General features: G+C 60.0%; 19 protein-coding genes and 1 pseudogene. 15 read left to right on the top strand and 5 right to left on the bottom strand.

Going from position 1 to position 22,197, the window contains the following annotated elements:
- Window positions 1-61: 61 nt before the first annotated feature.
- The 3 genes from NFR19_RS08035 to NFR19_RS08045 are packed head-to-tail and all read left to right on the top strand — an operon-like array spanning window position 62 to window position 1,360.
- Window positions 62-340: a hypothetical protein gene (locus tag NFR19_RS08035; RefSeq protein ID WP_251213279.1), complete on the top strand. Its 279-nt coding sequence runs from the start codon at window positions 62-64 to the stop codon at window positions 338-340.
- Between the two features lie 49 nt (window positions 341-389).
- The gene (locus tag NFR19_RS08040) at window positions 390-812 is read left to right on the top strand and encodes a viscotoxin-A3 (protein ID WP_251213280.1); all 423 of its coding nucleotides are present in this window, start codon (window positions 390-392) and stop codon (window positions 810-812) included.
- Window positions 809-1,360 (top strand): hydrogenase maturation protease, encoded by a 552-nt coding sequence (locus tag NFR19_RS08045; protein WP_251213281.1) that lies wholly within the window; start codon window positions 809-811, stop codon window positions 1,358-1,360. The genes NFR19_RS08040 and NFR19_RS08045 overlap by 4 nt, the downstream gene beginning before the upstream one ends.
- Before the next feature lie 355 nt (window positions 1,361-1,715).
- Here NFR19_RS08045 and NFR19_RS08050 read toward each other — a convergent pair whose 3' ends face one another.
- From NFR19_RS08050 to NFR19_RS08060, 3 genes are all read right to left on the bottom strand, one after another.
- Window positions 1,716-2,669: a hypothetical protein gene (locus NFR19_RS08050; protein ID WP_251213282.1), complete on the bottom strand. Its 954-nt coding sequence runs from the start codon at window positions 2,667-2,669 to the stop codon at window positions 1,716-1,718.
- 210 nt (window positions 2,670-2,879) lie between these two features.
- Window positions 2,880-3,554, bottom strand: a complete 675-nt coding sequence (gene nth / locus NFR19_RS08055) for an endonuclease III (protein ID WP_251213283.1) — start codon at window positions 3,552-3,554, stop codon at window positions 2,880-2,882.
- Window positions 3,555-3,698: 144 nt separating this feature from the next.
- Entirely contained in the window at window positions 3,699-5,075 is a 1,377-nt protein-coding gene (locus tag NFR19_RS08060) for a uracil-xanthine permease family protein (RefSeq protein ID WP_251213296.1), read from the bottom strand.
- Window positions 5,076-5,391: 316 nt separating this feature from the next.
- On the opposite strand from NFR19_RS08060, the gene mfd reads away from it, so the two are divergent.
- From mfd to NFR19_RS08085, 5 genes are all read left to right on the top strand, one after another.
- Window positions 5,392-8,880, top strand: coding sequence for a transcription-repair coupling factor (gene mfd / locus NFR19_RS08065; RefSeq protein WP_432762725.1), 3,489 nt, complete (start codon window positions 5,392-5,394; stop codon window positions 8,878-8,880).
- Window positions 8,881-8,953: 73 nt separating this feature from the next.
- On the top strand, window positions 8,954-9,241 hold the full coding sequence (locus NFR19_RS08070; protein WP_251213285.1) for a nucleotidyltransferase domain-containing protein: 288 nt from the start codon (window positions 8,954-8,956) through the stop codon (window positions 9,239-9,241).
- Window positions 9,234-9,641 (top strand): HI0074 family nucleotidyltransferase substrate-binding subunit, encoded by a 408-nt coding sequence (locus tag NFR19_RS08075; protein WP_251213286.1) that lies wholly within the window; start codon window positions 9,234-9,236, stop codon window positions 9,639-9,641. The genes NFR19_RS08070 and NFR19_RS08075 overlap by 8 nt, the downstream gene beginning before the upstream one ends.
- Before the next feature lie 230 nt (window positions 9,642-9,871).
- Complete coding sequence (gene gltX / locus NFR19_RS08080; RefSeq protein ID WP_251213287.1) at window positions 9,872-11,494, top strand: glutamate--tRNA ligase; 1,623 nt, start codon at window positions 9,872-9,874, stop codon at window positions 11,492-11,494.
- The gene (locus NFR19_RS08085) at window positions 11,487-11,993 is read left to right on the top strand and encodes a PaaI family thioesterase (RefSeq protein ID WP_251213288.1); all 507 of its coding nucleotides are present in this window, start codon (window positions 11,487-11,489) and stop codon (window positions 11,991-11,993) included. Before gltX ends, NFR19_RS08085 begins: the two co-directional genes overlap by 8 nt.
- Before the next feature lie 78 nt (window positions 11,994-12,071).
- Here NFR19_RS08085 and NFR19_RS08090 read toward each other — a convergent pair whose 3' ends face one another.
- Both NFR19_RS08090 and NFR19_RS08095 read right to left on the bottom strand, forming a co-directional pair.
- Window positions 12,072-12,893: a lipoprotein intramolecular transacylase Lit gene (locus NFR19_RS08090; RefSeq protein WP_251213289.1), complete on the bottom strand. Its 822-nt coding sequence runs from the start codon at window positions 12,891-12,893 to the stop codon at window positions 12,072-12,074.
- A gap of 9 nt (window positions 12,894-12,902) precedes the next feature.
- Window positions 12,903-15,029, bottom strand: a complete 2,127-nt coding sequence (locus NFR19_RS08095) for a gamma-glutamyl-gamma-aminobutyrate hydrolase family protein (RefSeq protein ID WP_251213290.1) — start codon at window positions 15,027-15,029, stop codon at window positions 12,903-12,905.
- A gap of 237 nt (window positions 15,030-15,266) precedes the next feature.
- Between NFR19_RS08095 and NFR19_RS08100 the strand changes: the two genes are divergently transcribed.
- From NFR19_RS08100 to NFR19_RS08130, 7 genes and pseudogenes are all read left to right on the top strand, one after another.
- Window positions 15,267-16,733 carry a radical SAM protein gene (locus NFR19_RS08100; protein WP_251213291.1) on the top strand — a complete coding sequence of 489 codons (1,467 nt, stop codon included), beginning with the start codon at window positions 15,267-15,269 and terminating at the stop codon, window positions 16,731-16,733.
- Window positions 16,734-16,825: 92 nt separating this feature from the next.
- On the top strand, window positions 16,826-17,659 hold the full coding sequence (locus NFR19_RS08105; protein WP_432762724.1) for a transketolase: 834 nt from the start codon (window positions 16,826-16,828) through the stop codon (window positions 17,657-17,659).
- Complete coding sequence (locus tag NFR19_RS08110; RefSeq protein ID WP_251213292.1) at window positions 17,656-18,630, top strand: transketolase family protein; 975 nt, start codon at window positions 17,656-17,658, stop codon at window positions 18,628-18,630. The genes NFR19_RS08105 and NFR19_RS08110 overlap by 4 nt, the downstream gene beginning before the upstream one ends.
- A gap of 57 nt (window positions 18,631-18,687) precedes the next feature.
- A complete protein-coding gene (gene ftsE, locus NFR19_RS08115; RefSeq protein WP_251213293.1) occupies window positions 18,688-19,548 on the top strand; it encodes a cell division ATP-binding protein FtsE in 861 nt (286 codons plus the stop codon).
- Complete coding sequence (gene ftsX / locus NFR19_RS08120; protein WP_251213294.1) at window positions 19,541-20,455, top strand: permease-like cell division protein FtsX; 915 nt, start codon at window positions 19,541-19,543, stop codon at window positions 20,453-20,455. The genes ftsE and ftsX overlap by 8 nt, the downstream gene beginning before the upstream one ends.
- Before the next feature lie 17 nt (window positions 20,456-20,472).
- Window positions 20,473-21,768: a S41 family peptidase gene (locus NFR19_RS08125; RefSeq protein ID WP_251213295.1), complete on the top strand. Its 1,296-nt coding sequence runs from the start codon at window positions 20,473-20,475 to the stop codon at window positions 21,766-21,768.
- A gap of 1 nt (window position 21,769) precedes the next feature.
- Window positions 21,770-22,197: pseudogene (locus NFR19_RS08130) on the top strand (3'-5' exonuclease); the annotation flags it as partial.

Genomic DNA, 22,197 nt, shown 5'->3' on the forward strand with positions numbered 1-22,197 from the left:
CGCGGCGGCCTCCGGGCCGCCGTTTTTCGCTCTGACGACATACAGGAGAAGGGATCAGGATATGAGCGAGGTGTCCCTCGAGAAGAGGTTTCGCGGAACGGCGCGTCTGGTGACGCTTCATCTTTGGCGCGTGGGCGCGTCGACCGATCTGGACACCTGTTTTCGCGCTGCCCGCGAATTGGGGATGATCGATCAGACGCACGAAGCATTCATACGGGCATGTCTGTATGCCTGCGAGCAGCTGGAGGCAGGTCAGGTGCCAGATATGCCGATCACATCAGAGACCGTGTGCGAGCTTCAGGCCAACGCATTAAGGCTGAATGCCGCAGATCCGGCCTAATGGTGCGCTTAGGGTATCATCTTGGTGAGCATGCGATGAAAGGTTGGATATGGCGGAGTTGACTGACGAGCAGATAGCGCAGGAGCAAGCGTTCATGAAGGGGCTACCGCGCTTCAACGTCGCGGCGTTCTTGCTGCCTCCTATCTGGGGGCCTGCGCACGGGTTTTGGGTGACCATTCTCTATTACCCGGCTTGGCTGTTCATCGATAATCTGCTATTCGCCACCTATCAGAACCCTACACCGCTCACCATTGCTGCTTCTGCGACCGCGGCGCTCGGTTATCTGGCCATTACCGTCGCGTTCGCCATCGTGAGCCAGCCGATCGCCGCGCACCGCGCTGAGAATCGCGGGGTCTCGCGGGCGCTCTATCTGAAGCGCCAGCATTGGTGGGCAATTGGCTGTGCGGTGGGAGGCGCGGTGCTCTTAGCCCTCGCGACGCTGTACAACCTGACGATGCGGACCAGCATATGAGCGCATCGCGTCAGCCCGAGCGCATCGCGGTGTTCTGCGTTGGCAACCGCTTGATGCTCGACGATGGCGTTGGCCCTGCGGTCTATGATGAGCTTGCCGCTTATGAGCTTTCTGACCAGGTGGAGCTGCTTGATGTGGGCTGCATGAGCCTTGCTATGGTGGGCTATGTCGAGCGCTGTGATTACATTGTGACAGTGGATGCGATCGATGGGACTGGCGAATCGGCAGGTACGGTGTTCGAGTTCGCGCCTGATGATATCGCGCGGCATACCGGCGCGATGGCTTCGCTGCATGATCTAAAGCTCGTCGACTTGTTCGATGCCGCTATGTTGATGGGCTACGAGGCGGAGGGGCGCTGCTTCGGCATGCAGGTTGAGAACCGCGAGCCGGAGGTGGTCACCATCGGCCTGACGCCTGCGGTGTTTGACAATCTGCCGTTGCTGGTGGATACGGTGCTGGCTGATCTGGTGCGATGCGGCGTGGAGGTGCGCTACCGCGAGACGGGTGAGCTGATTAGGCCTGGTTGGCACCACAAGCGTGTTGCTTAGATTGAGGTAGAATGTCTCCGGTCGCGTTTTGTCTCTGATTCATGTCAAAATCGACGCTTTTTCAGAAAAGAGTGCACGGAAGGCGGCAATCGGAAGCCGCTGATGAGCAGTTTTGCCCGTATCATTCACAACTCGAACGCCATGCGTTGCTCGCTGAGTCCTTTTCTCCAGAAAAAACGTCAATTTTGGCACCGAGGACTGAAAAAACGTGACCGTAGATTATCTTCAGTTGATTTGCGACGACCGTTGCCCCCGATCGTCGAATGAAGGAGCCTATGGGACGTTTGCATGATCCAGTTGGCTGTCTCTACACTGATGGCAGGTCGAGAAGAGCGCTCGAAAAACGTTCATAGAATCAGGCGTGGTTGGAAAGGAGAAGCTTACGCAATTCGTAGTGCTTGTTAGGGAAGTCCGCGGTGCGTATGCGTATCTTCTTACCAAGACGACGTGCGATGAGGCGTGCGATGCGCTCGGTATCGTCGATTGAGCGGAGCTCAGCGTTGGTGATGGTGATGACCTCGATGCCGAGGGTATGCAAGATGTTGCGACGTCGTGAATCTCGTGCGATGTCGGCGGGGCTTGAATGGAAGGCGTTGCTATCGTATTCAAGAGCGATGCCATGGCGCTCCCAGAACAGATCCGTTCTGAATGTGCTCTGGGCGAGCGCGCGCTGCTCGCTGGTGGGAATAGGGATCGACTTGTTCAAGGTGGGTTGTGGGAGACCGAAACCGCCGAGGCGATTCGGTAGCGATAGGATGAGGGCTGTGGCGGTCTCGCGGGGTGAAGCGGCGTTGTCAATCGCATGGGCGGTGATGCGACGTAGCTGTTTGATGCCGCTAAGCTGTTGCACGCTATTCGCGAAGCGCATCAGTTGCCTGACAGAGGTGAGCGGTGGGCGATCGCGGAAGCCGCGCAGGTCGTCCTCGTCGAAGGTGTAGGTGGCGCATGCCTCACAAGCATGCAAGATGGCAGCGGTAAGAGGTAGGCGCTTGGTTGCTTGCATGAGCGCGAGTTCGGGGGAGACGACGAAGAGGCGATCGTTCAGCCGGAAGATGGAGCCACGCGGCACCTCGCATATGCAGGTATGGAAGCGCACAGCCAGCTCAGTGCGCGTATTGGTGCAAGTGACATGGATAGGGTCATGGTCGTTTCGGAAAGCGCGGCAGGCGACGGCGATCTCAGAGGGGTGTTCGGTGCAGGGGCCGAAATGGGTCAGACGCGTGAGCGACGGCTCGTCTGCGCGCGAGATACTGAGCGCTCTCCAGCGCCAGAAAGCAAGGGCCGTGAGACCTGTCAGATAGATCGCCATGGGCTGACTTTAACATAAACAAATACCAGTTCAAAGGCTATTTTTTGCTGTTAGATGCATGCAAGGTTAACGTTGGATATGTATTAGAGCTGGGATAGATGCACAACAGTTAGAAGATGCACAGAGATCGAAAAGCAACTCGATCAAAGCACCTATCAGGAGCAAGAAGGGAGGAAGCAAGGAAGGAAAAGGCTGTCCGATCTGATGATCTCAGGCGTGTGGGCCGTTGTCGCATGAGCAGCTTGGGCAAAGATCGCCGAGGAAGCACTCGGCGCACTTGGGGCGGCGCGCGATGCAGGTCTGGCGACCGAAGAGCACCCATTGATGGTTGATGGGTCCCCACATCTCGCGCGGATAGAGCTTGAGCAGCGCTCGCTCGGTCTTCGAGGGGTCATCGTCTTTCGGTACCAGCTTCAAACGATGCGCGATGCGATTCACGTGGGTATCCACTGCGATGCCCTCCACGATGCCGAATCCCTCGTTGAGAACGATATTGGCCGTCTTGCGCCCAACACCGGGCAGTTTCTGAAGGTCGTTCATATCGGGTGGTACTTGGCCACCGAAATCGGCCATGATCATCTGAGCGATGCCGACCGCGTGCTTCGATTTCACCTTAAAGCAGCCGATAGTGCTGATGATGCGCGCAACATCAGCGGGGTCTGCCTGCGCAAGGTCGGCGATGGTAGGGTAGCGCTCCCAAAGGGCGGGTGTTACCTTGTTGACGCCCGCATCGGTCGTTTGCGCCGAGAGCATGACGGCAATGGTGAGGCGGAAGGGGTCGTCCCAATAGCGCAGCGCGCATTCGGCTGCGGGATAGTGCTCGCACATGCGCTGCTCTATCTTTAAGGCGCGCTCTCGTTTATGGGCATTCGTCTCTCGGGGCATCCGCGCTTCCTCTCGGCTGGGTTGCTGTGCTCCGATTATATAGGAAAGGGCCTTACTGCTGACGACATGCCGACCGATCCGCATGAACGGCTCGACGTGGAGAAAGGAGACTGTGTGAGGCGATCAGAGACCCCTTGGACCCCTTCAATCAATGGGAAGGTTCTCAACCTCAGCTTCAAGCGGAAGCGGCGGGTCTCCCGGACCTTCCGTCTCGGGCGCGTTCAGGCCCCAAGAATCCTCATACCCCGGCAACACGATGTTCAAGACGATGCCAACGATCGAGCCGATGGCAAGGCCCGACAACGAGATGATGATGCCGCCGAGCGGAATGGTGACGGCGCCCGCTGCGCTGTAGGCGATGCCGAGCGAAAGGACAAGGATCAAGGCTGCGATGAGGATGTTGCGGCTCTTCATGAAGTCGACGTGATTCTCCACCAAATTCCTGATGCCTACGCTCGAGATCATTCCGTAGAGCACGAGCGAAACGCCACCAATGACGCAAGCAGGCATCACGGCGATGATCGCGGCGAACTTCGGGCAGAATGAAAACACGATGGCGAAGAGGGCGGCGATGCGCACCACACGCGGATCGAACACGCGCGTGAGCGCGAGCACACCGGTGTTTTCGCCGTACGTGGTATTGGCGGGTGCTCCGAACAGCGATGCGATCATGGTGGCGAAGCCGTCGCCGAGAAGCGTGCGGTGGAGCCCGGGTTCAGCAAGGAAGTTGCGGTTGCATGTAGAGCTGATGGCTGACATATCGCCGATATGCTCGATCATGGTGGCAAAGGCCAGCGGCATGATGGTGATGATGGCGGTAATGGCAAGTCCTGCATCGAAATCGGGCCCGATCAGAGAGAACACGGTGCTCGGCCATGCCACCGGAAGCCCGATCCATGCTGCTTCGGCCACCGGCGTGAAGTCGACGACGCCCGCGCACGCAGCTACGACATACGATCCGATCACGCCCAAGAGGATGGGGATGATGCGGATCATGCCGCGCCCCCAGATGTTGGCCACGATGATGATGGCGATGGCCACGATGGCGATGGGCCAATTGGTCTCGCAGTTCGCGATCGCGGAGCTTGCCAGGATAAGCCCGATGCAGATGACGATGGGTCCCGTGACCACTGGTGGGAAAAAGCGCATGACTCGGTCGGTTCCGAAAATGCGGAACAGTGCGGAGAGTACGAAGTACAAAAGCCCCGAACAGGCAACCCCGAGGCAGGCATACGGCAGCAAGTTCGCTTCTCCTGCGGGGGCGATGGCGGCGTATCCGGCGATGAAGGCAAACGATGAGCCGAGAAACGCGGGAATCTTGCCCTTGGTGACCAGGTGGAAGAATAGGGTACCGAGCCCAGCGAAGAGCAGCGTTGCCGAGACGGAAAGACCTGTGAGCGTGGGGACGAGAATGGTGGCGCCGAACATGGCGAACATGTGCTGGAGACCGAAGAGCCCCATCTTGGGTGCCCCGAGGCTGCGTGCGTCGTAGACGGCGCCTTCTGCATCTTTTGCGCCCATCGTGGGGCAATCCGCAGATGGTTCGCTGGTGGAGGTGGTCTTGGTAGTGTGCTTCTGAGGGTCGCTTGGCATAATGCTCCTTCGGTCAGCGATCGATGCGATGTGGAACCAGCCATATCGAAAATACAAGATACCACCGTTCGGGATCGCTTATTTGTGCAGCGCTCGCATGTGGTCGAGGAAAGAGACGCGCGGTCGTCTGCACGTATCGCTCGGACATCGAATGCGCATCAGGCTCTCTCGCGGGTGGCTTCTTGGTATAGAATGAGTGCTTCTCAAAGCCGCGCGATGCGGCGTTTCGTGGTTGGAGATGCTGGTGCTCATAGATGCCCTTACTCAAACGCTCGAGAAGTCCGGTTGCCTGGATGGGTTCTGGGGTACGCTCGATGCAGGTGATGATGCGACGCTTGCGGTGGCCTCATCGGCGCGACCGTTCTTGGTGGCGGCGCGCTTCGCTCATAAGCCGCAGTGCACGCTCGTGGTGGTGAGCGGCGAAGAGGCTGCGATCGCGTTCGCACGCAATGTGGCGGCGTATCTGGGAGAGGACCGGGTGATGCGCTTTCCCGAGCGTACCGATCATCCTTTTCAGCCGCGAACGCCCGATGCGCGCACGATCGCTTTGCGCATGCAGGCAGCGCATGCGTTGCGAGAAGGTGACGCGGTCGTCGTGGTGTCGAGTGCGCGCGCTCTCGTGCGCATGTTGCCGCCCGCATCCGCCCATGCCGATCGACCGCTGTGCGTGCGCGCGGAAGCCGAGCTTGACGAGTTGGGACTTGCTGGCGTGGAGGATCTGGACGGGTTCGTGCGGGCGCTGGAGGGCGCGGGATACCAGAACACCGGCGAGTTGGATGGGCCGGGCACGTTCGCGCGGCGAGGCGGCACGGTGGATGTATTCCCGGCGAACCTCGTCTATCCGGTGCGCATTGATTTTTTCGGCGACATGGTGGAAGAGATCAGGCGCATCGTGCCTTCGACGGGTCAAACCATCGCGAACTTGCCTGCTATCGATATCTACCCCGCCTGCGAATTCCCGACCACACCCGAGACGCTCGCACGTGCGCGCGCGGCGCTCGAGAAGCCAGCGCTCACGAATAAGGCGTTGCGCGAGATATGGGATAAGCTGGAGGGTGGTTTGCGCTTTGAGGGGGCCGAGGTGCTTTTGCCCTATCTCTTCGAGCAGACTGTAACACTGGGAGATTATGTATCACCCGATGCGCTCGTGTGCCTAATGGAGCCGCGGTCGGTGATGGACGATGCGGCGGGTGTCTTCGCTGATGTTGAAGCGCGCGCGAAGGGGTCAGGATTTAGCGTAGCAGGGCTGTATGCAGAGCCGAGCGCTCTCGATTTCGGCGCAGGCCAGCATGCGCTCTATGTGTCCATCATGCGCGTGGGGGCGGCCCCCGACGATGAACTACCCGTGAAGCGGACCGATGTGGCAGGCGCGCCCGAGCGGCTGTTCGGCAAACTGCTCGGCTGGACGCAAGCTGATTACACGTGCGTGTTCAGCGCGCCTAACTACCGGGTACGCGAGGATATGAAGCTCGCCTTTGTGGATCATGGGCTTGCTATCCAAGAGGTGGTTGAGGACGGAAATGCGAACGCGCTCGCTGATGGGGTGCGCAAACTTCGTCGGGGCATCGTGAATGTGGTCAGCAACGAGATCCCGCTGGGTATGGTCATCCCGAAGGCGCGTTTGGCGATGGTGTCCATCTCGGATACGCAAGGGGCGCAGAGCGCATCACGGGCGCGTAAGACGGTGGATATCACGAAGATCACCTTCCCGTATGCGCCGGGCGATTACGTGGTGCATGCCGTGTTCGGCGTGGCGCTGTTCAAGGCCATGGTGCGCCGCGAGATAGACGGCACCGAGCGCGACTATATGGAGCTGGAATACGCTGAGGGCGATAAGCTGTTCCTGCCAGTGGAGCAGCTCGACCGCGTGACGCGCTACGTGGGAGCCGAAGGCGCCAGCCCGCGGCTGACGCGCCTGAACACCTCCGATTGGTCGCGCGCTATGCAGAAGGCGCGCAAGGCCACCAAACAGCTCGCGTTCGACTTGGTGGACGTGTACTCGCGCCGCGCTGCCACGAAGGGGTATCGCTTCCCGGTCGAGGGCCCCATCATCGCCGCGATGGAAGAGAGCTTTCCCTATGATGAGACGCCTGACCAGCGCGCGGCCATCGCCGATGTGAAGGCCGATATGGCATCAGAGCGTCCGATGGACCGGCTCATCTGCGGCGATGTGGGCTTCGGTAAGACCGAGGTGGCACTGCGCGCGGCGTTCATCTGCGCGCAAGCGGGCAAGCAGGTGATGCTTCTGTGCCCGACGACCATCCTGGCGCAGCAGCACTACACGAGCTTCCATGAGCGGCTCGCGCCCTTCGATGTGGATGTGCAAGTGCTCTCGCGCTTCAAGAGCACCGTCGAACAGGAACGCACGCTGGCTGATTTCGCCAGCGGCGCTTGTCAGGTGCTCATCGGCACGCATCGGCTGCTCTCGCGCGATGTGAACCCGAAGGACCTGGGACTCGCCATCATCGACGAGGAACAGCGCTTCGGCGTAGGGCACAAAGAGCAGCTGAAGAACCTGCGCGAGACGATCGACGTGCTGACGCTCTCGGCGACGCCCATCCCGCGCACCATGCAGATGGCCATGTCGGGCGTGCGCGATATGAGCCTGATCCTCACGCCGCCCGACGACCGGCTGCCCGTGAAGGTGCATGTGGGGGAGTGGGACCCCGATGTGGTCTCCGATGCGGTGCGCTACGAACTCTCGCGGCGCGGGCAGGTGTACTACGTGAGCAACCGCGTACGCACGATCGAGGACGCGGTGGCGCGGGTCGTACAGGCGGCGCCTGAGGCGCGCGTGGGCGTGGCGCACGGGCAGATGTCGAAAGAGCAGCTCGAGCGCGTGATGGAGGAGTTCAGCGCGGGCGAGATCGACGTGCTCGTGGCTACCACCATCATCGAGAGCGGCATCGACAACCCGCACACCAACACGCTCATCATCGAGGATTCGCAGCGGTTGGGCCTGGCGCAGATGTACCAGCTGAAGGGCCGCGTGGGCCGCAGCAGCGTGCAGGCTTACGCCTACTTCATGTTCCCTGAGGAAGTGCCGCTGACCGAAGAGGCCGAGGCGCGCCTGATCGCGCTCGACGAGCATCAGGAGCTCGGCAGCGGCATGCGCATCGCCATGCGCGACCTTGAGATCCGCGGCGCAGGCAGCATGCTGGGCGCTGAGCAGTCGGGCAACATGAGCGCGGTCGGCTTCGATCTGTTCGCGCAGATGCTGAATCAAGCGGTAGCGGCCACGCGAGAAGGCGATGGCGCCATCACCGATGCGCTGCCGCCGGCGCTCTCTGACATCACGGTGAACGTGCCCGGCCACACCTATCTGCCTGAGGAATACATCCCTGACGCCGATGAGCGCGTGCTATGGTATCGCCGCTTGGCGAGCGCTGCTACGGTCGGCATGGTGGATACGTTCGCAGATGAACTGCGGCTCGCGCATCCCGATATGCCGATTGCCGCGTTGAACCTGTTCGCGAAGGCGCGCGTGAAGGCATTCGCCGCTGAGCACGGGTTGAAGACGGTCTCGGTGACGGGTGGCAACCTGGTGGTGGAGCCTATCATCATCGACGCGAAGGAGCAGACCCGCCTGCGCCGTCGTGGCTGCCGCTACTTGAAGGACAAGCGCAAGCTGACGGTGCCCGTACGCGTGCTCGGCGCCCAGCCTGACGATGAAGGCTTTTTGACCCGGATCGCTGCGTTCCTCGAGGACCTTGTGGGCAAGGAGGAACGCTGAGTGCTTGTTATAATCCCGAATGTTGTGTCGACCATACGAGGGCTTCACCACCGGCATTTGATAAGGAGCATCTATGGCCAACTTCGGCCTTAAAGACGAGGTTATCGCTTTCATACGGGATGCCGCTCGGATATGCGGGATGGATGAGGTCCTTCTGTTCGGATCACGTGCTACAGGGCGCTATTCCGAGAAGAGCGACATCGATCTTGCTGTTTCCGGTTCGCGGGTACATGATTTCGAGGGGGCTCTTGAAGAGCGCTGCCCAACGCTACTGGAGTTCGACATCATCGACCTTTCTAAGGATATCGGCGAAGAGTTGAGGTGCCGGATCGCCGAAGAAGGAGTAGTGTTGTATGGCTAAGTATTCCAACTACAAGGCGAACCTCGCCGTTCTGAGACAAGCGCCCGAGCAGGACCTTGAGAACGAATTCGTGCAGAGCGGCATCGTCGATAAGTTCGCCATGCAATTCGAGCTTGCATGGAAGCTGCTGCAGAAGGCCCTTTCCTACGAGGGACGACTGGATGCTGCGGTGGGCTCTCCGCGAGGGATCATAAAGGCTGCGTATTCCGCCTATGATTTCATCGATGAGGATGCTTGGCTTTCGATGCTGGCTGATCGCAACGCCGCCGAGCATGTGTATGATGCGGGATTGGCCGAGCGGCTCGTGGGTCAGATCATCGGCGGCTATATCGCTGAATTCGAGAAACTCATCAGCAGTCTTGAAGCGGAATACGGCGAAGAGCTGCTTGAGACGTTCTAGTGGACCCGAGCCATTCGCGCGATCCGTGGCGGATCGCGGCGTGTGCAAGGCAAAGCCTTCTCGAGCATGGAATGCGATCCTCATCTTGAGAAGGCTCGGCTCTGCATGCGGTAAGCATACGGTAACGCGGCGGTCTACCTGCCTCTTCGGTCAAATTGGTATACGATATCTTGTATCAAGAACCGAGCTGTTCGCGCGGCATCGTCCACGCTCATCTAAAGGAGGCAAAGATGGTAGAGAAGGATCCCCGTGTGCGCTTTGCGCCCAGTCCCACGGGCATGCTCCATATCGGGGGCGCTCGCACGGCTATTTACAACTGGGCGTTCGCGCGCACGATGGGCGGCACGTTCGTGCTGCGCATCGAGGATACCGACCCGACGCGCTCTACCGAGGAGAACACGCAGATCATCCTGCGCGCTCTGCGCTGGCTGGGCTTGGACTGGGATGAGGGTCCTGAGGTGGGCGGGGCGTGCGGCCCGTATTTCCAAACGCAGCGCACGGAAACCTACCAAGCCGCGCTAGACAAGATGAAGGCGTCCGGGCGCGCCTATCCGTGCTTCTGCACGAAGGATGAGCTGGATGCCAAGCGCGCTAAGGCCGAGGCCGAAGAGGGCGGCTATGCGGGCTATGATGGCACATGCCGCTGCCTTTCTGCAGAAGAGGCGCAGGCGCGCATCGAGGCGGGCGAGCCGCATGTGTGGCGCCTTAAGGTACCTGCGGACCATGGCCCCATCGAGTTCGATGATGCGGTGTACGGTCATATGAGCTTTCCAGCCGACGTCATGGACGACATGATCATCCAGCGCACCGACGGCACGTTTACCTACAACTTCGCGGTGGTGTGCGATGATGCGAACATGGGCATCACGCATGTGATACGCGGCGATGACCACCTCTCCAACACGCCGCGCCAGATACTTATCTACGAGGCATGCGGTTTCACGGTGCCGACGTTCGCGCATCTGCCCATGATCTTGGGACCTGACGGCCATAAGCTCTCGAAGCGCCATGGGGCCACCAGCGTGGAGGAGTACCGCGACCGCGGTTATCTGCCTGAAGCGATGGTGAACTTTCTGGCGCTCATCGGCTGGTCGCTCGATGGCGAGACCACCATCATCCCTGAGGATGTGCTCTGCCAGAGCTTCACGCTCGATCGCATCAATCGCAAAGACGGCGTGTTCGACGAGACCAAGCTGGAATGGATGAACGGCGTCTACATTCGAGAGATGGACGCGGATGCGTGGGTGGAGGCGGCGACGCCGTGGCTCGCGCAGGCGTACGTAGATGGCGTGCAAGCGCCTGCGGGCGCCCATATCGTGCCTACGCCTTCCAAGGAAGAGCAGGCTGAGACTGCGCGCCAGGCGCATGCGCCAGGGGAAGGCGTGGTAGCCGAGCGCTGGCAAAAGGCGCTTGCGCACGTGGCGGACAACCCAGAGCTCTTCCGTGCTATCTTCCCGCTCATCTCCGAGCGCCTCGTGCGCTTCGACGAGATACCTGCCAAGCTCGCGTATTTTTTCTGGGGTCCCAACGTGCAATTGGACGAGAAGTCGGTGCAGAAGGTCCTTTTGAAAGAGGGAGCGCAGGCTGACCGTGCACTGCACTTGTGCCGTGAGGTCCTCTCATCGATTGAAGGGGATTGGGATGAGGATGCCGCCATGGAGGCGTGCAAGGCCAAAGGCGAAGCCGTCGGCCTTAAGCCCAAGCAGCTCTTCCAGCCGTTGCGCGTGGCGGTGACGGGCAACATGGTGTCCCCGCCGCTGTTCGAGTCCATCAAGCTCATGAGCATGGATGATGTGATGGCACGTATTGATGGCACGCTTTCGGCCGTATTCGGAGGGAGTCTCGATGACTGAGGCGGACGATCGCGCCGCTATGATCGCGACGACCGCTGATGGCGCGCGCCCAACTGGATCGAGTGACGCTCAACATCCGAGGCTGCCCGATTACCCCACGCTCGCTGAGATGGAGGCGTTCTTTCGGCGTGACACCTTCGCCTACGACCGCGCTGGCTGTCGCATCGTAGAGGGTTGGATCGGTCATGGTGTTTGCGAGATGGAGATCACAGCGGGCCATCTGAATGCAGAAGGACATGTGATGGGAGGCGCCATCTTCACGTTGGCTGACTACGCGTTCGCGGTGGCCACGATGTGCGGCGCCTCTGCGTCGGTCTCGCTCTCGTCCACGATCGAGTTCATGACATCATCGCGTGGCACGAAGCTCATCGCCACAGCCGACGTGGACAAGCCAGGGCGCAGGGTTGGGTTCTACACCATCGAGGTGAGAGATGACCAAGGTGCGCATATCGCCAAGGTGGTGACGACCTGCTACCACCCGCGTTCGCAGCAAGCTTGAATGCGTGCTTGGCTAAACAGTCCGGAGCGCATCCAGACCTCCTTGCTCGGAGTGCAAACTGCGAAGCTCTGGCTCGGTTCAGGCTTCGGTACCGGCGCTTTCTTTCGGGGCATCTTGTGCAGCTGGTGCAGCTGATGAAGTGCGCGTACGTGCGGCTGCACGCTTCTTCGCGGCTCGCAGCATGAGGGCGCCGATGACGAGCGAGAGCGCAGCGAGGACGCATGATGAGGCAAGCCAGATACCTCCCATGCCCACCCAGAACGCGTGCGGGTACATGCGAATCAGGAGAGAATCGGCAGGAAAGACCCAGCTCCCATCAGCGAAGAAGAGCGTATGAATGTTCGTGAACAGCCCGTCGAATCCTATTGAGGCCCAGATGCCAAGCGCGGCAAACAGCACCAGCACCGCACCACCCGCGCCAACAAGGGCGACTCCGACCGGTCGATAACCGAACATTCGCAATAGGGCCATCAGGCAAAATGCCGATATGAGTGCCACCCCAAGAAGGGGCATCGTGAAGCGGCTGACCACCTCATAGACGTCATCAAGATGGGCTAGTGCGTCAGCGTCGAGCGTGTAGGCGTCTGGCGCCTGCGAGATCAGTTGTTCTCCCTCAAGCGCAGCATAAGGGGTGTTTGCTGCTTCATTGGCGTGGGCGAGCGCTTCCGTCAACGCGGCGCGATCGTGTCCTGATACGGTGTAGTCGCGGGTGGCGAGCGCGAGATCCTGCATCTGAGCGGCGGTGAAGGGCGAACCTTCCCAAAGCGAGGTTTGCGACGAAAGCCAGCCTGTGGTGGCGGGGATGCCAGCGCACAGGGCGAACCCGGCTGCGAAATAGGTAAGCGCGAGCATGATGGCGGTGATGACCTGCATGACGCTCTTTTGTGCGGAGGTGCTCATTGATGCGACCTATCCTTCCTCGGTATTCGTGTCCACCCAGATAGTCGGCGCGGTCACGCCGCCCTTTTTGCCCAGAATGATGTTTTGCGGCCCTTGGCGGCTGAATACGCCCGCGAAATGCCCGCCGTACACGTAAAGACCCGATAGGTTGCGGTATGACCGCGGTGGCAGTTCGTAGTCCTCTTCTTTGCCATACAGGGGAATCGCCGGGGTGGGATAGGGGTTGCAGAATCGCTGCGCCAGATATGTCGTGCCCGACCTACCGTCTCGGTGTTCGTCCACTAACCGGCTCCACTCGCCTCGGTCGTAGTCAAGGCCCACGTACACACCTTGGCTGCCATACGAATCCAGCGGTTTGATCACCCAGTCCTGCCGGTTGTCGCACACCTCGGTCAGATCGGCATGCGTGCTGTCGAGGTAGGTGGTGTAGGGTATGGTGCGCGCCAGAAAGGCGTTTTCTTCGGCGGTCAGCAGTGTTTGCGTTTCCGGGCGCATGAGCAGCGAGAAGATGCGCTTATCATGCACGATGTGCCCGGCGAAGCTGCCGATGAGCGCCACTTTCAACGCACGCACCGCTTCGATGAGTGGCTGGCTCTCATCCCACTGCGCCACGACATCGGTGGAGATGCAGCGCCGCCAGATAGCATCGATCGTGAGGCCATCCTCGCCGTAATAGGCGCGCTCGCCGCGCAGGCGCTCGCCATCGAAGGAGAGTTCGCGCACGTCGTATACGGCGAAGCGGTAGCCGCGCTCCTCGAAGATGTGTCCGTACACCTTGAACTCTTCCACCACCGCGTGATCGAGGAAATCGACGATGGCGATCGTTGGGTTCTCGACTCGATTCTCAAACGTGCCATAGATGCGCAGGAACTCATCTACCCACCCCTCGAACAGGCTCTTTACGCAGTCGCGCACCCGGTGATGCTGCGCGAACGCGCGATAGATCGAGCTTGGCTGTACGCCGAGCGTTATCTCGCGATTCTCGTTCATGCCGCTGGAGCCATCGCTGTTGAACTCGCAGAATCGCGCTTCCAGCGTGTCCTCATCAAGGAAGAGGTCGACGCGCATGAGCGGCAGCGGCTCAGTGTAACCGCACGGTAGCAAGATCAGCTCTTCGGCGCGCGCATCATAGCCGAAGATGCTGCGATAGGCAGGGTCGGTTCTATACGCATCCACCACTTTGCACAAGATGCGATAGGTGGTCTCGGCGATATTCTTGAACGTGTCGTAGGTGGTCTGATCGAACAGGCGCGGCAGTGAGGAAGAGAAGACGGTAATACCGTCGTATTTCGACGTGGAGGATTCCAGGTACTCCCACGTGCGGCGTCGGTCGTCACCTTGCGGATCCAGCTTTTGCGCCAGCATCAGGTATTCGGCGGTGTAGCGGTGATTGGCAGTGAGGCTGCCCGTGCCAGCACCGAGGCTTCGCCGCTCATGGAATCGCGCGCATGCGTCTACGAAGGCCCGCCCCACCGCGATGCTCTCTGGCAGCGCAGGCGCGTATTCGGGGTGCCACTGCACGCCCAAGAAGAAGTTCTCGTCAGGGGCGTAGGCGCTCTCAATGAATCCGCATGGATCGACAGCGGCTGCCTCAAGGCCCGCTCCCAACGCATCCACGCCCTGGTGATGCATGCTGTTCACCTCGATGGTCCCCGCAGGCAAGATGCGTGCGAGCAGCGTATCGGCGAGCACATCGACCGCATGGCTTGGCACGTCGTAGGGCTCGGGTTGCCAATGCTGTAGGTTGCTCGCGCTGTCGGCGACGCGTTGATGCAATGTGCCGCCGAAGGTGACGTTTGCCACCTGCAAGCCCCGGCAGATGCCAAGAAAGGGCATATGGGCCGCCTTCGCCAAGCGCACAAGGCTCATCTCCAGATCGTCGCGCTCGGGCTGGGGGGTATCGCATCCGTCAAGCGCTTCAGCGCCATAGCGGCTCGCCTCCACGTCCGCGCCACCCGCCAAGAGCAGCCCATCGCATGCGTTCAAGATGGATGCCAGGTCCTCGTCGCTTTGGGCGGGAGCAAGGACCACCGCAGCGCCTCCGCATTGCTCTATGAACGTAGCATACCGCCTCCGAGCGGCATAGCTTTCCTGGTCGAGTTCAAGCTGCGGTGCAATGGCTATAACGGGTCTCATGCGTGGTCTGCCTCACGATCGATTGTTCAGGTAACTGATTCATTATAATGATCGCGATGGGGTGCGTGCTGGCGGCATTACCGCTCGGCTGATGACCTGCCTCTCTGCATGTCCCCTGGTAACGGGAATCTAACATCCGGAAAAGGCGTTGACGCGCGTTTCTGAAAGATGACTAGAATCGTCACATTACATCAATAACAGGATGTGCCGATTCGGAGGATACGCGCTATGAGACCTATGGAATTTGCGAAGCGAACCGCGGCGAACAAAGCGATCGATTACCTGATCGAGGACCCAGCGGGGCACATGGAATCAATGATGGGAACCCTTGATGCCATGCTTCCCGAAAAGCTGTTCCCGTCTCAGAGAAACGCATTTCGTCGCGCCATCGAAGAGCGCAACAACTGGTATCAGCTGATCGCGAAGCTCGGTGAGCTTGACAAGGATGTGATCGGCCCCCTCATCAAGACGTTTCTGACCGACGCAAACCTCATCGCCTGGGACAAGCAGGAGAAGGCACGCGAGAAATATCACTGCAATATCCCATGGGCTATCCTGCTCGATCCCACGAGCGCGTGCAATCTGCATTGCACGGGGTGTTGGGCAGCTGAGTACGGGCATGCGCTCAACCTCAGCTACGATGATATCGACTCCATCATCTGTCAGGGCAAAGAGCTTGGCACCCATATCTACATTTATACAGGTGGCGAGCCGCTCGTGCGCAAGAAGGACCTTATCCGTTTGTGTGAGGCGCATCCTGATTGCGCGTTTCTCTGCTTCACGAATGCTACGCTCATCGACGAGGCTTTTGTCGAAGAGGTCGCGCGCGTGAAGAATTTCGTGCCCATCATCTCGGCTGAGGGCGACGAGGAAGCTACCGATTCGCGCCGTGGTGAGGGCACCTATCGGATGATCGACCGCGGTATGACGCTTCTGTACGAGCGTGGGCTGCCCTTCGGCGTTTCCATTTGCTTCACGTCCGCCAACGCTGCCTCGGTGTGCACTGAGACGTACTACGACTGGCTGATCGACAAGGGTGCGCTCTTCGCATGGATATTCACCTACATGCCGGTGGGCGCCGATGCGCCGGCCGAGCTCATGCCGACGCCTGAGCAGCGTGAGCATCTCTATCGCTTCAATCATGAGATGCGGGAGAAGAAACCGCTGCTCACGCTCGATTTCCAAAACGATGGCGAATTCGTTGGTGGCTGCATTGCCGGGGGACGGCGCTACCTGCATATCAGCGCGGCAGGCGATGTGGAGCCGTGCGTCTTCGTGCACTATTCCAACGCCAACATTCACGAGGTCAGCCTTTTGGAGGCGCTGCGCTCGCCGTTGTTCATGGGGTATTACCGCAATCAGCCGTTCAACGACAATCATCTGCGCCCGTGTCCGATGCTCGAGAATCCGGAATGCATCGAGCGTTTGGTCGAGGAATCGGGTGCTCATTCCACGTATCTGACCGAAGATGAGACGGTCTATGAGTTGACGGCGAAGACGCGCCCTATGGCAGCGCAGTGGGCGCCGGTGGCCGAGCGGATCTGGACTGATCCAGCCGACGAGCGCGCCTCTGAGCGGCAGCGCAGCGATCTTGGGCAGGCCGACAGCGACCAGGCTCGTCACAAGGAGCGCGGACGCATCATCCGCGGCGCCTTCGATGAGGCGCGCGATCCGCGCTCCATCGTTGAGCAGATGAGCGCTTGAGCACGTGTTCCAGAAAGCTCCTTGACGGGTGACAGGGCGGCGCCATCCTGTAGAATGAGCAGGATGGCGTTTCCGATCCGATAAGGAGCGTTGTGGACATCTCATTTTTGGAAAGCACCGCGCTTCAGATGAGGCGCGATATCCTGACGATGATCGCCGAGGCTGGCAGTGGTCATCCAGGTGGGTCTTTGTCGTGCATCGATATTCTCTGTGCGTTGTATTTCGGGGATGTGCTCGACTATGACGCCGCCGCACCGCAGAAGGAAGGCCGAGATCGCTTCATTCTGGCTAAGGGTCATGCGGCGCCTGCGCTGTATGCCACTCTCGCGCGGGCAGGGTTTTTCCCGGTCGATGAGCTTTTGACATTGCGCAAGCTGGGCTCACGGTTGCAGGGGCATCCCGATCCGCAGCTGTGTCCCGGCGTTGAGGTCAGTACCGGCTCGCTCGGTCAAGGGTTGTCGGTGGGATGCGGGCTGGCATGCGGTCTGCGTCTGAACGAGGAAGATGGCTGCGTGTTCGTGCTGCTGGGTGATGGCGAATGCGAAGAAGGCCAGGTATGGGAAGCGGCTATGTTCGCCGCGCATCAGCGTCTCGGTAACCTGATCGCCATCGTGGATGGCAATGGGCTGCAGATTGACGGACACGTAAGCGAGGTGTGCGACCCGGCTGATATCCCCGAGAAGTTCCGTGCGTTTGGCTGGCAGGTAAGCCAGGTAGATGGACACGATCTTGGTGCGCTCGTGCGTGTTCTCGGCGAGGCCAAAGCTGCAGGTGGTGATGCACCGCATCTGATCTACGCGCATACGATCAAGGGCAAGGGAGTGTCATTCATGGAGGATGTAGCGGGATGGCACGGCAAGGCGCCTGATGCCGATCAGCTGGCGCAGGCCCTTGCCGAGCTGGACGCATGCGAGGTGACAGTATGAACCAAGATTTCATCGCACGAGATGCTTCGGTAAAGAAGGCAACGCGCGCAGCGTTCGGGCCAACGCTTGCCGAACTTGCCGATGAGGGCTTGCCTGTCGTAGCGGTCGATGCCGATCTGAGCGGATCGACCACCACGGCGAAGTTCGCAGCGGCGCGTCCTGAGTATGCAGATCGGCTCTTCAACTGCGGTATCGCCGAGCAGAACATGGTGGATGTGGCGGCAGGTCTCGCGCTTGCAGGGCATATCGCGTTCACCGGTTCCTTTGCTGTGTTCGGTACGGGTCGCGCCTACGATCAGATTCGCAATACGGTGTGCTATTCCGATTTGAATGTGAAGATCGCACCCACTCACGCGGGCATTTCGGTGGGCCCTGACGGTGGCACGCATCAAATGCTCGAGGATGTGGCGCTCATGCGGGCAATCCCGCGGATGCGCGTGCTGGTGCCAGCAGACCACAACGCTGCGCGCGCTGCGCTTTCATTGGCAGCCCGCACGCCCGGCCCGGTCTACATTCGCATGGGTCGCGCCGCGGTGGGTCAGGTGTATGCGCCCGAGGTGCCGCTTGAGATGGGGCGGGCCTATGTGGTGCGCACCGGACGCGATGTGACGCTGGTGGCTAACGGCGTAGAGCTTGGAGAGGCGCTCGCAGCGGCCGATCTACTGGCGCAGCGCGGGGTGGATGCTGAGGTGATCGATGCCTTCTGCGTCAAACCGCTCGACACGGAAACGATCGTGGCATCGGCAGCGAAGACAGGGCGTGTCGTGGTCGCAGAAGAGCATTCGGTATGGGGAGGCTTAGGTGACGCGGTCGCTCATGCGCTCAGCGCGCATCATCCGGTACCCTGCGCATTCGTGGGCGTGCGCGATACCTTCGGCAAATCGGGCGAGTTCAATCAGCTTATGCAGTATTTCGAGCTGGACGCTCAGGCCATCGTGCGCGCAGCCCTCTCGTTTTCCGGATCGGATTGATTCTGCTAGAATAGGAAGGTCCCAGTACACGTAAGCTATTTGAACGGAGCAAACACTGTGGCACAAGACGCAAGTCGTGCGAGGGCCGCACGCGCAGGCGCCCGGCATAGCGCGCATGCACGCAGCCCCCGACCCAAGTCGAAAGCGCAGCTGACAAGCCAGCTGTCGCAAGCATTGCCGGTGCTCGATGTCACCGATGCTGCACCTGAGAAAATGGGCACGCCCGTTATCACCTTTGAACATGTGACGAAGATATATCCGGCGCAGCCAAACAGGCCAGCCCTCTCGGATGTCTCCCTCCAGATCTTCGCAGGCGAGTTTCTGTTTCTCGTAGGTCATTCGGGGTCGGGCAAATCCACCTTCATCAAGCTGCTGACGCGCGAGATCAAGGCGAGCCAAGGGCATATCTATGTGGCCGACGAGGATCTATCCTCTATGCGCAACTGGCGCGTGCCGTATCTGCGACGCAATATCGGCTGCGTGTTCCAGGACTTCAAGTTGTTGCCGAACAAGACGGTCTTCGAGAACGTGGCATTTGCGCTTGAGGTTATCGGCAAATCGAAGCACGTGGTGAAAACGCAGGTACCTGAGGTGCTGCGCTTGGTGGGTTTGCAGGAGAAACTGGGCAAGAAGCCCGATCAGCTCTCCGGCGGTGAGCAACAGCGCGTGTCTATCGCGCGCGCTATCGTGAATCGCCCGCCGCTTTTGATCTGTGACGAGCCTACTGGCAATCTCGACCCGCAAACCTCCCGCGGCATCATGGATCTGCTCGAGCGCATCAACCGTACGGGTACCACGGTGCTCGTGGCAACGCATGATCGCGAGATGGTGGACAATATGCGCCGCCGCGTCATCGCGCTGGACCGAGGGCATCTGACCCGTGACCAGGATCGGGGGGTGTACGGTTTCGATGTCTAGCATCGGTTATTTTCTGAAGGAATCCATGCAGGGGTTCGTCCGAAACCTCTCAACAGCGCTCGGTTCCATCGTCACCATTTTCCTGTCGCTTCTGATCATCGGCATCTTCTTGGTAGGCGGCTCGATGCTCGAACGGCTCATGAGTTCGGTGGAAAGCGAAGTGACCATCACCTGCTTCGTGTCTGACGATGCTCAGGATGCCAAGATACAGCAAGTGATGTCTACCGTGCAGAAGATGACCGACGTCAAATCGGTCTCGTTCACTTCAAAGGACCAGGCGCTGGAGAATTTCCGTAACTCCATGACCGCCAACCCTGAGATCCTCGACCAGCTCGATGGCACCAATCCGTTGCCTGCTTCCATTGACGTGGAGCTGTCCGACCCTCAGAGCGTCACGCAGATCGCTTCGGCCATCGAGCAGGATGCTGATTATCGCCAGATTTGCGAGGACCCATCCAATGTGGCTGACTCCATCAAGTATGGTCAAGGCACGGTAGAGCGTCTCTTCCAGATCACGAACTACGTGCGCTATGTTGGTATCGCGCTGGTCATCATCTTGGTGTTCATCGCGCTGGTATTCATCAATAACACCATTCGCCTTGCCATCTTGGCGCGCCGTAAGGAGATCGCCATCATGCGCTTGGTGGGTGCCTCGAACGGATTCATCCGCGGGCCGTTTTTGATGGAAGGCGCGATCCATGCCATCATCGGGTCGCTGTTGGCTATCCTGGTGCTCCAGCTTTTGCGCATGTTCGCGATACCGGCCCTGCAGGGTGCCATTCGCTTCCTTGATTTCTCGATCAGCGATACCACGTACCTCATCATCTACGTGACGCTGGTTGCGGCAGGTCTCATTATCGGCCTCATCGGTTCGATGTTCGCGATGCGGCGCTATCTTAAGGTCTAGGCGGAGCAAGGGATCGCATGGAACGCGAGCGCCAGAGCGCCAGTAGTCGCAAGCGCAAAACGGCGCGGTTGCGGGAACGTGTTCGCAACAAGCGGGTCGCGGCTGCATGCTTGTGCTTTCTTGCTCTGGTGGCTACGTTCGTGCTGGGATTTGCGGTGCGCTCGCAAACGTCGTTCGTTCAGTCGCTGGGTTTTCCGGTGCAAGAGGCTTCCAGCCAGGCGGTCGCAGCCAACGACAAGACCACCTATGATGCCATCTCGGAGCGCGTAGGCGAGGTGGAGGACATCCTGAAGTCCTACAGCATGGACGAGCTTGACCTCACTCAGGCCACCATCAGCATGTTGACCGACCTTTTGAAGGCCACCAACGATCCCTATGCTCAGTACTTCGATTCGGCCCGGTACGAGAACTACGTGCAGGAATCTTCCAATCGCAACTATCGAGGCGTAGGCGTGCTGTTCGGGGAATACGATGGGCGTGCGTATGTGACCGATGTGTTCGAGGGATCGCAAGCGTATGCGATGGGGATCGAGCAAGGGGATTTCGTCGTTTCCATCAACGGGGACTCCAGCCATGAATGGACCATGGCCGAGACCGTGGGCGCGCTCGATGGCGATGAGGGTACGGCGGTGGTCATCACTTGGATGCGTCCGACGAGCATCGATGCGAAGACGGGCGACGAGTTCACCACCACGCTCGAATGCAAGCGCTACGATGAGCCGAACGTGACCTCGGCGCTCGATGAAGAGGTCGGCTACATCAAGATACGCCAGATCACCGCGAATGCGGCATCTCTCGTACAAGACGCCGTGCGCGATCTGTCGCGCCAGGGTGCGCGGGCGTTCGTGATCGATGTGCGCGACAACCCCGGCGGCTATCTGACGCAGTCGCTCGATATGGCGAGCCTCTTCGTGCCCAGCGGCATTCTGGTGGAGATACAAACCAACGATGGAACCAGTGCGCGCAACGCCTCGGGGGAGACCATCACCGATGCTCCTGTCGTGGTGCTCGACAACAGCTTCACGGCGGCATCTGCTGAAGTGTTCGTGGCGGCGCTTCAGGATAACCAGCGCGCCACCACCGTAGGGCAGACCACCATGGGGAAGGGTTCGGTGCAAGTGGTGCGCGAGCTCTCCTTCGGCGGTGCGGCGCGCTACACTGCCGCCTATTATCTCACCCCGCTCGGTCACGATATCGAAGGGGTAGGTGTGACCCCTGATGTCACGGTCGCAAACGGTTCGGGGCCCGACGCTGACGATACGCAGCTTTTAGTGGCCATGGATTCCGCTCGTTCGCTCATAGAAGCGCGCTGATATGGGTCGCAAGAAAAGGCGCGCATCAGGAAGAGCGCGCGTGCAGCCGCGCGGCGTCATCGAGGTGAACCGCGCCGGTTTTGGTTTCGTGAAGACGGCGGAAGGCGATTTCTTCATTCCGCGCTCAGTGGTCGGCGATGCCTTTGACGGCGATACCGTTGAAGTTGCCCGCATGCACGATCGCAGGCGCGCGCACCGATCAGCGAGCGGTCGCCCCGAGGCGCGCGTCGTGCGCGTTGTGGAGCGTGCTCACACCGTGTTGATCGGCACGTATGAAATCGCCGAACCCTACGGCATCGTCATCCCGGACGATCCGCGCATACATCATGATATCTTCACGCTTCTCGAAGAGGGTCCCGCTATTGCCGACGGGTCGCTCGTGCGCGTGTGCATCGACCAGTATCCCACTCGTGGCAGCGCTGCGACAGG

The sequence above is a fragment of the Adlercreutzia murintestinalis genome (genome assembly GCF_943192905.1).
GTDB lineage: Bacteria > Actinomycetota > Coriobacteriia > Coriobacteriales > Eggerthellaceae > Adlercreutzia_A > Adlercreutzia_A murintestinalis.

Coding starts and splice junctions, on each gene's coding strand:
- NFR19_RS08035 (WP_251213279.1), top strand. CDS start 62: ATGAGCGAGGTGTCCCTCGAGAAGAGGTTTCGCGGAACGGCGCGTCTG.
- NFR19_RS08040 (WP_251213280.1), top strand. CDS start 390: ATGGCGGAGTTGACTGACGAGCAGATAGCGCAGGAGCAAGCGTTCATG.
- NFR19_RS08045 (WP_251213281.1), top strand. CDS start 809: ATGAGCGCATCGCGTCAGCCCGAGCGCATCGCGGTGTTCTGCGTTGGC.
- NFR19_RS08050 (WP_251213282.1), bottom strand. CDS start 2,669: ATGGCGATCTATCTGACAGGTCTCACGGCCCTTGCTTTCTGGCGCTGG.
- nth (WP_251213283.1), bottom strand. CDS start 3,554: ATGCCCCGAGAGACGAATGCCCATAAACGAGAGCGCGCCTTAAAGATA.
- NFR19_RS08060 (WP_251213296.1), bottom strand. CDS start 5,075: ATGGGCGCAAAAGATGCAGAAGGCGCCGTCTACGACGCACGCAGCCTC.
- NFR19_RS08070 (WP_251213285.1), top strand. CDS start 8,954: ATGGCCAACTTCGGCCTTAAAGACGAGGTTATCGCTTTCATACGGGAT.
- NFR19_RS08075 (WP_251213286.1), top strand. CDS start 9,234: ATGGCTAAGTATTCCAACTACAAGGCGAACCTCGCCGTTCTGAGACAA.
- gltX (WP_251213287.1), top strand. CDS start 9,872: ATGGTAGAGAAGGATCCCCGTGTGCGCTTTGCGCCCAGTCCCACGGGC.
- NFR19_RS08085 (WP_251213288.1), top strand. CDS start 11,487: ATGACTGAGGCGGACGATCGCGCCGCTATGATCGCGACGACCGCTGAT.
- NFR19_RS08090 (WP_251213289.1), bottom strand. CDS start 12,893: ATGAGCACCTCCGCACAAAAGAGCGTCATGCAGGTCATCACCGCCATC.
- NFR19_RS08095 (WP_251213290.1), bottom strand. CDS start 15,029: ATGAGACCCGTTATAGCCATTGCACCGCAGCTTGAACTCGACCAGGAA.
- NFR19_RS08100 (WP_251213291.1), top strand. CDS start 15,267: ATGGAATTTGCGAAGCGAACCGCGGCGAACAAAGCGATCGATTACCTG.
- NFR19_RS08110 (WP_251213292.1), top strand. CDS start 17,656: ATGAACCAAGATTTCATCGCACGAGATGCTTCGGTAAAGAAGGCAACG.
- ftsX (WP_251213294.1), top strand. CDS start 19,541: ATGTCTAGCATCGGTTATTTTCTGAAGGAATCCATGCAGGGGTTCGTC.
- NFR19_RS08125 (WP_251213295.1), top strand. CDS start 20,473: ATGGAACGCGAGCGCCAGAGCGCCAGTAGTCGCAAGCGCAAAACGGCG.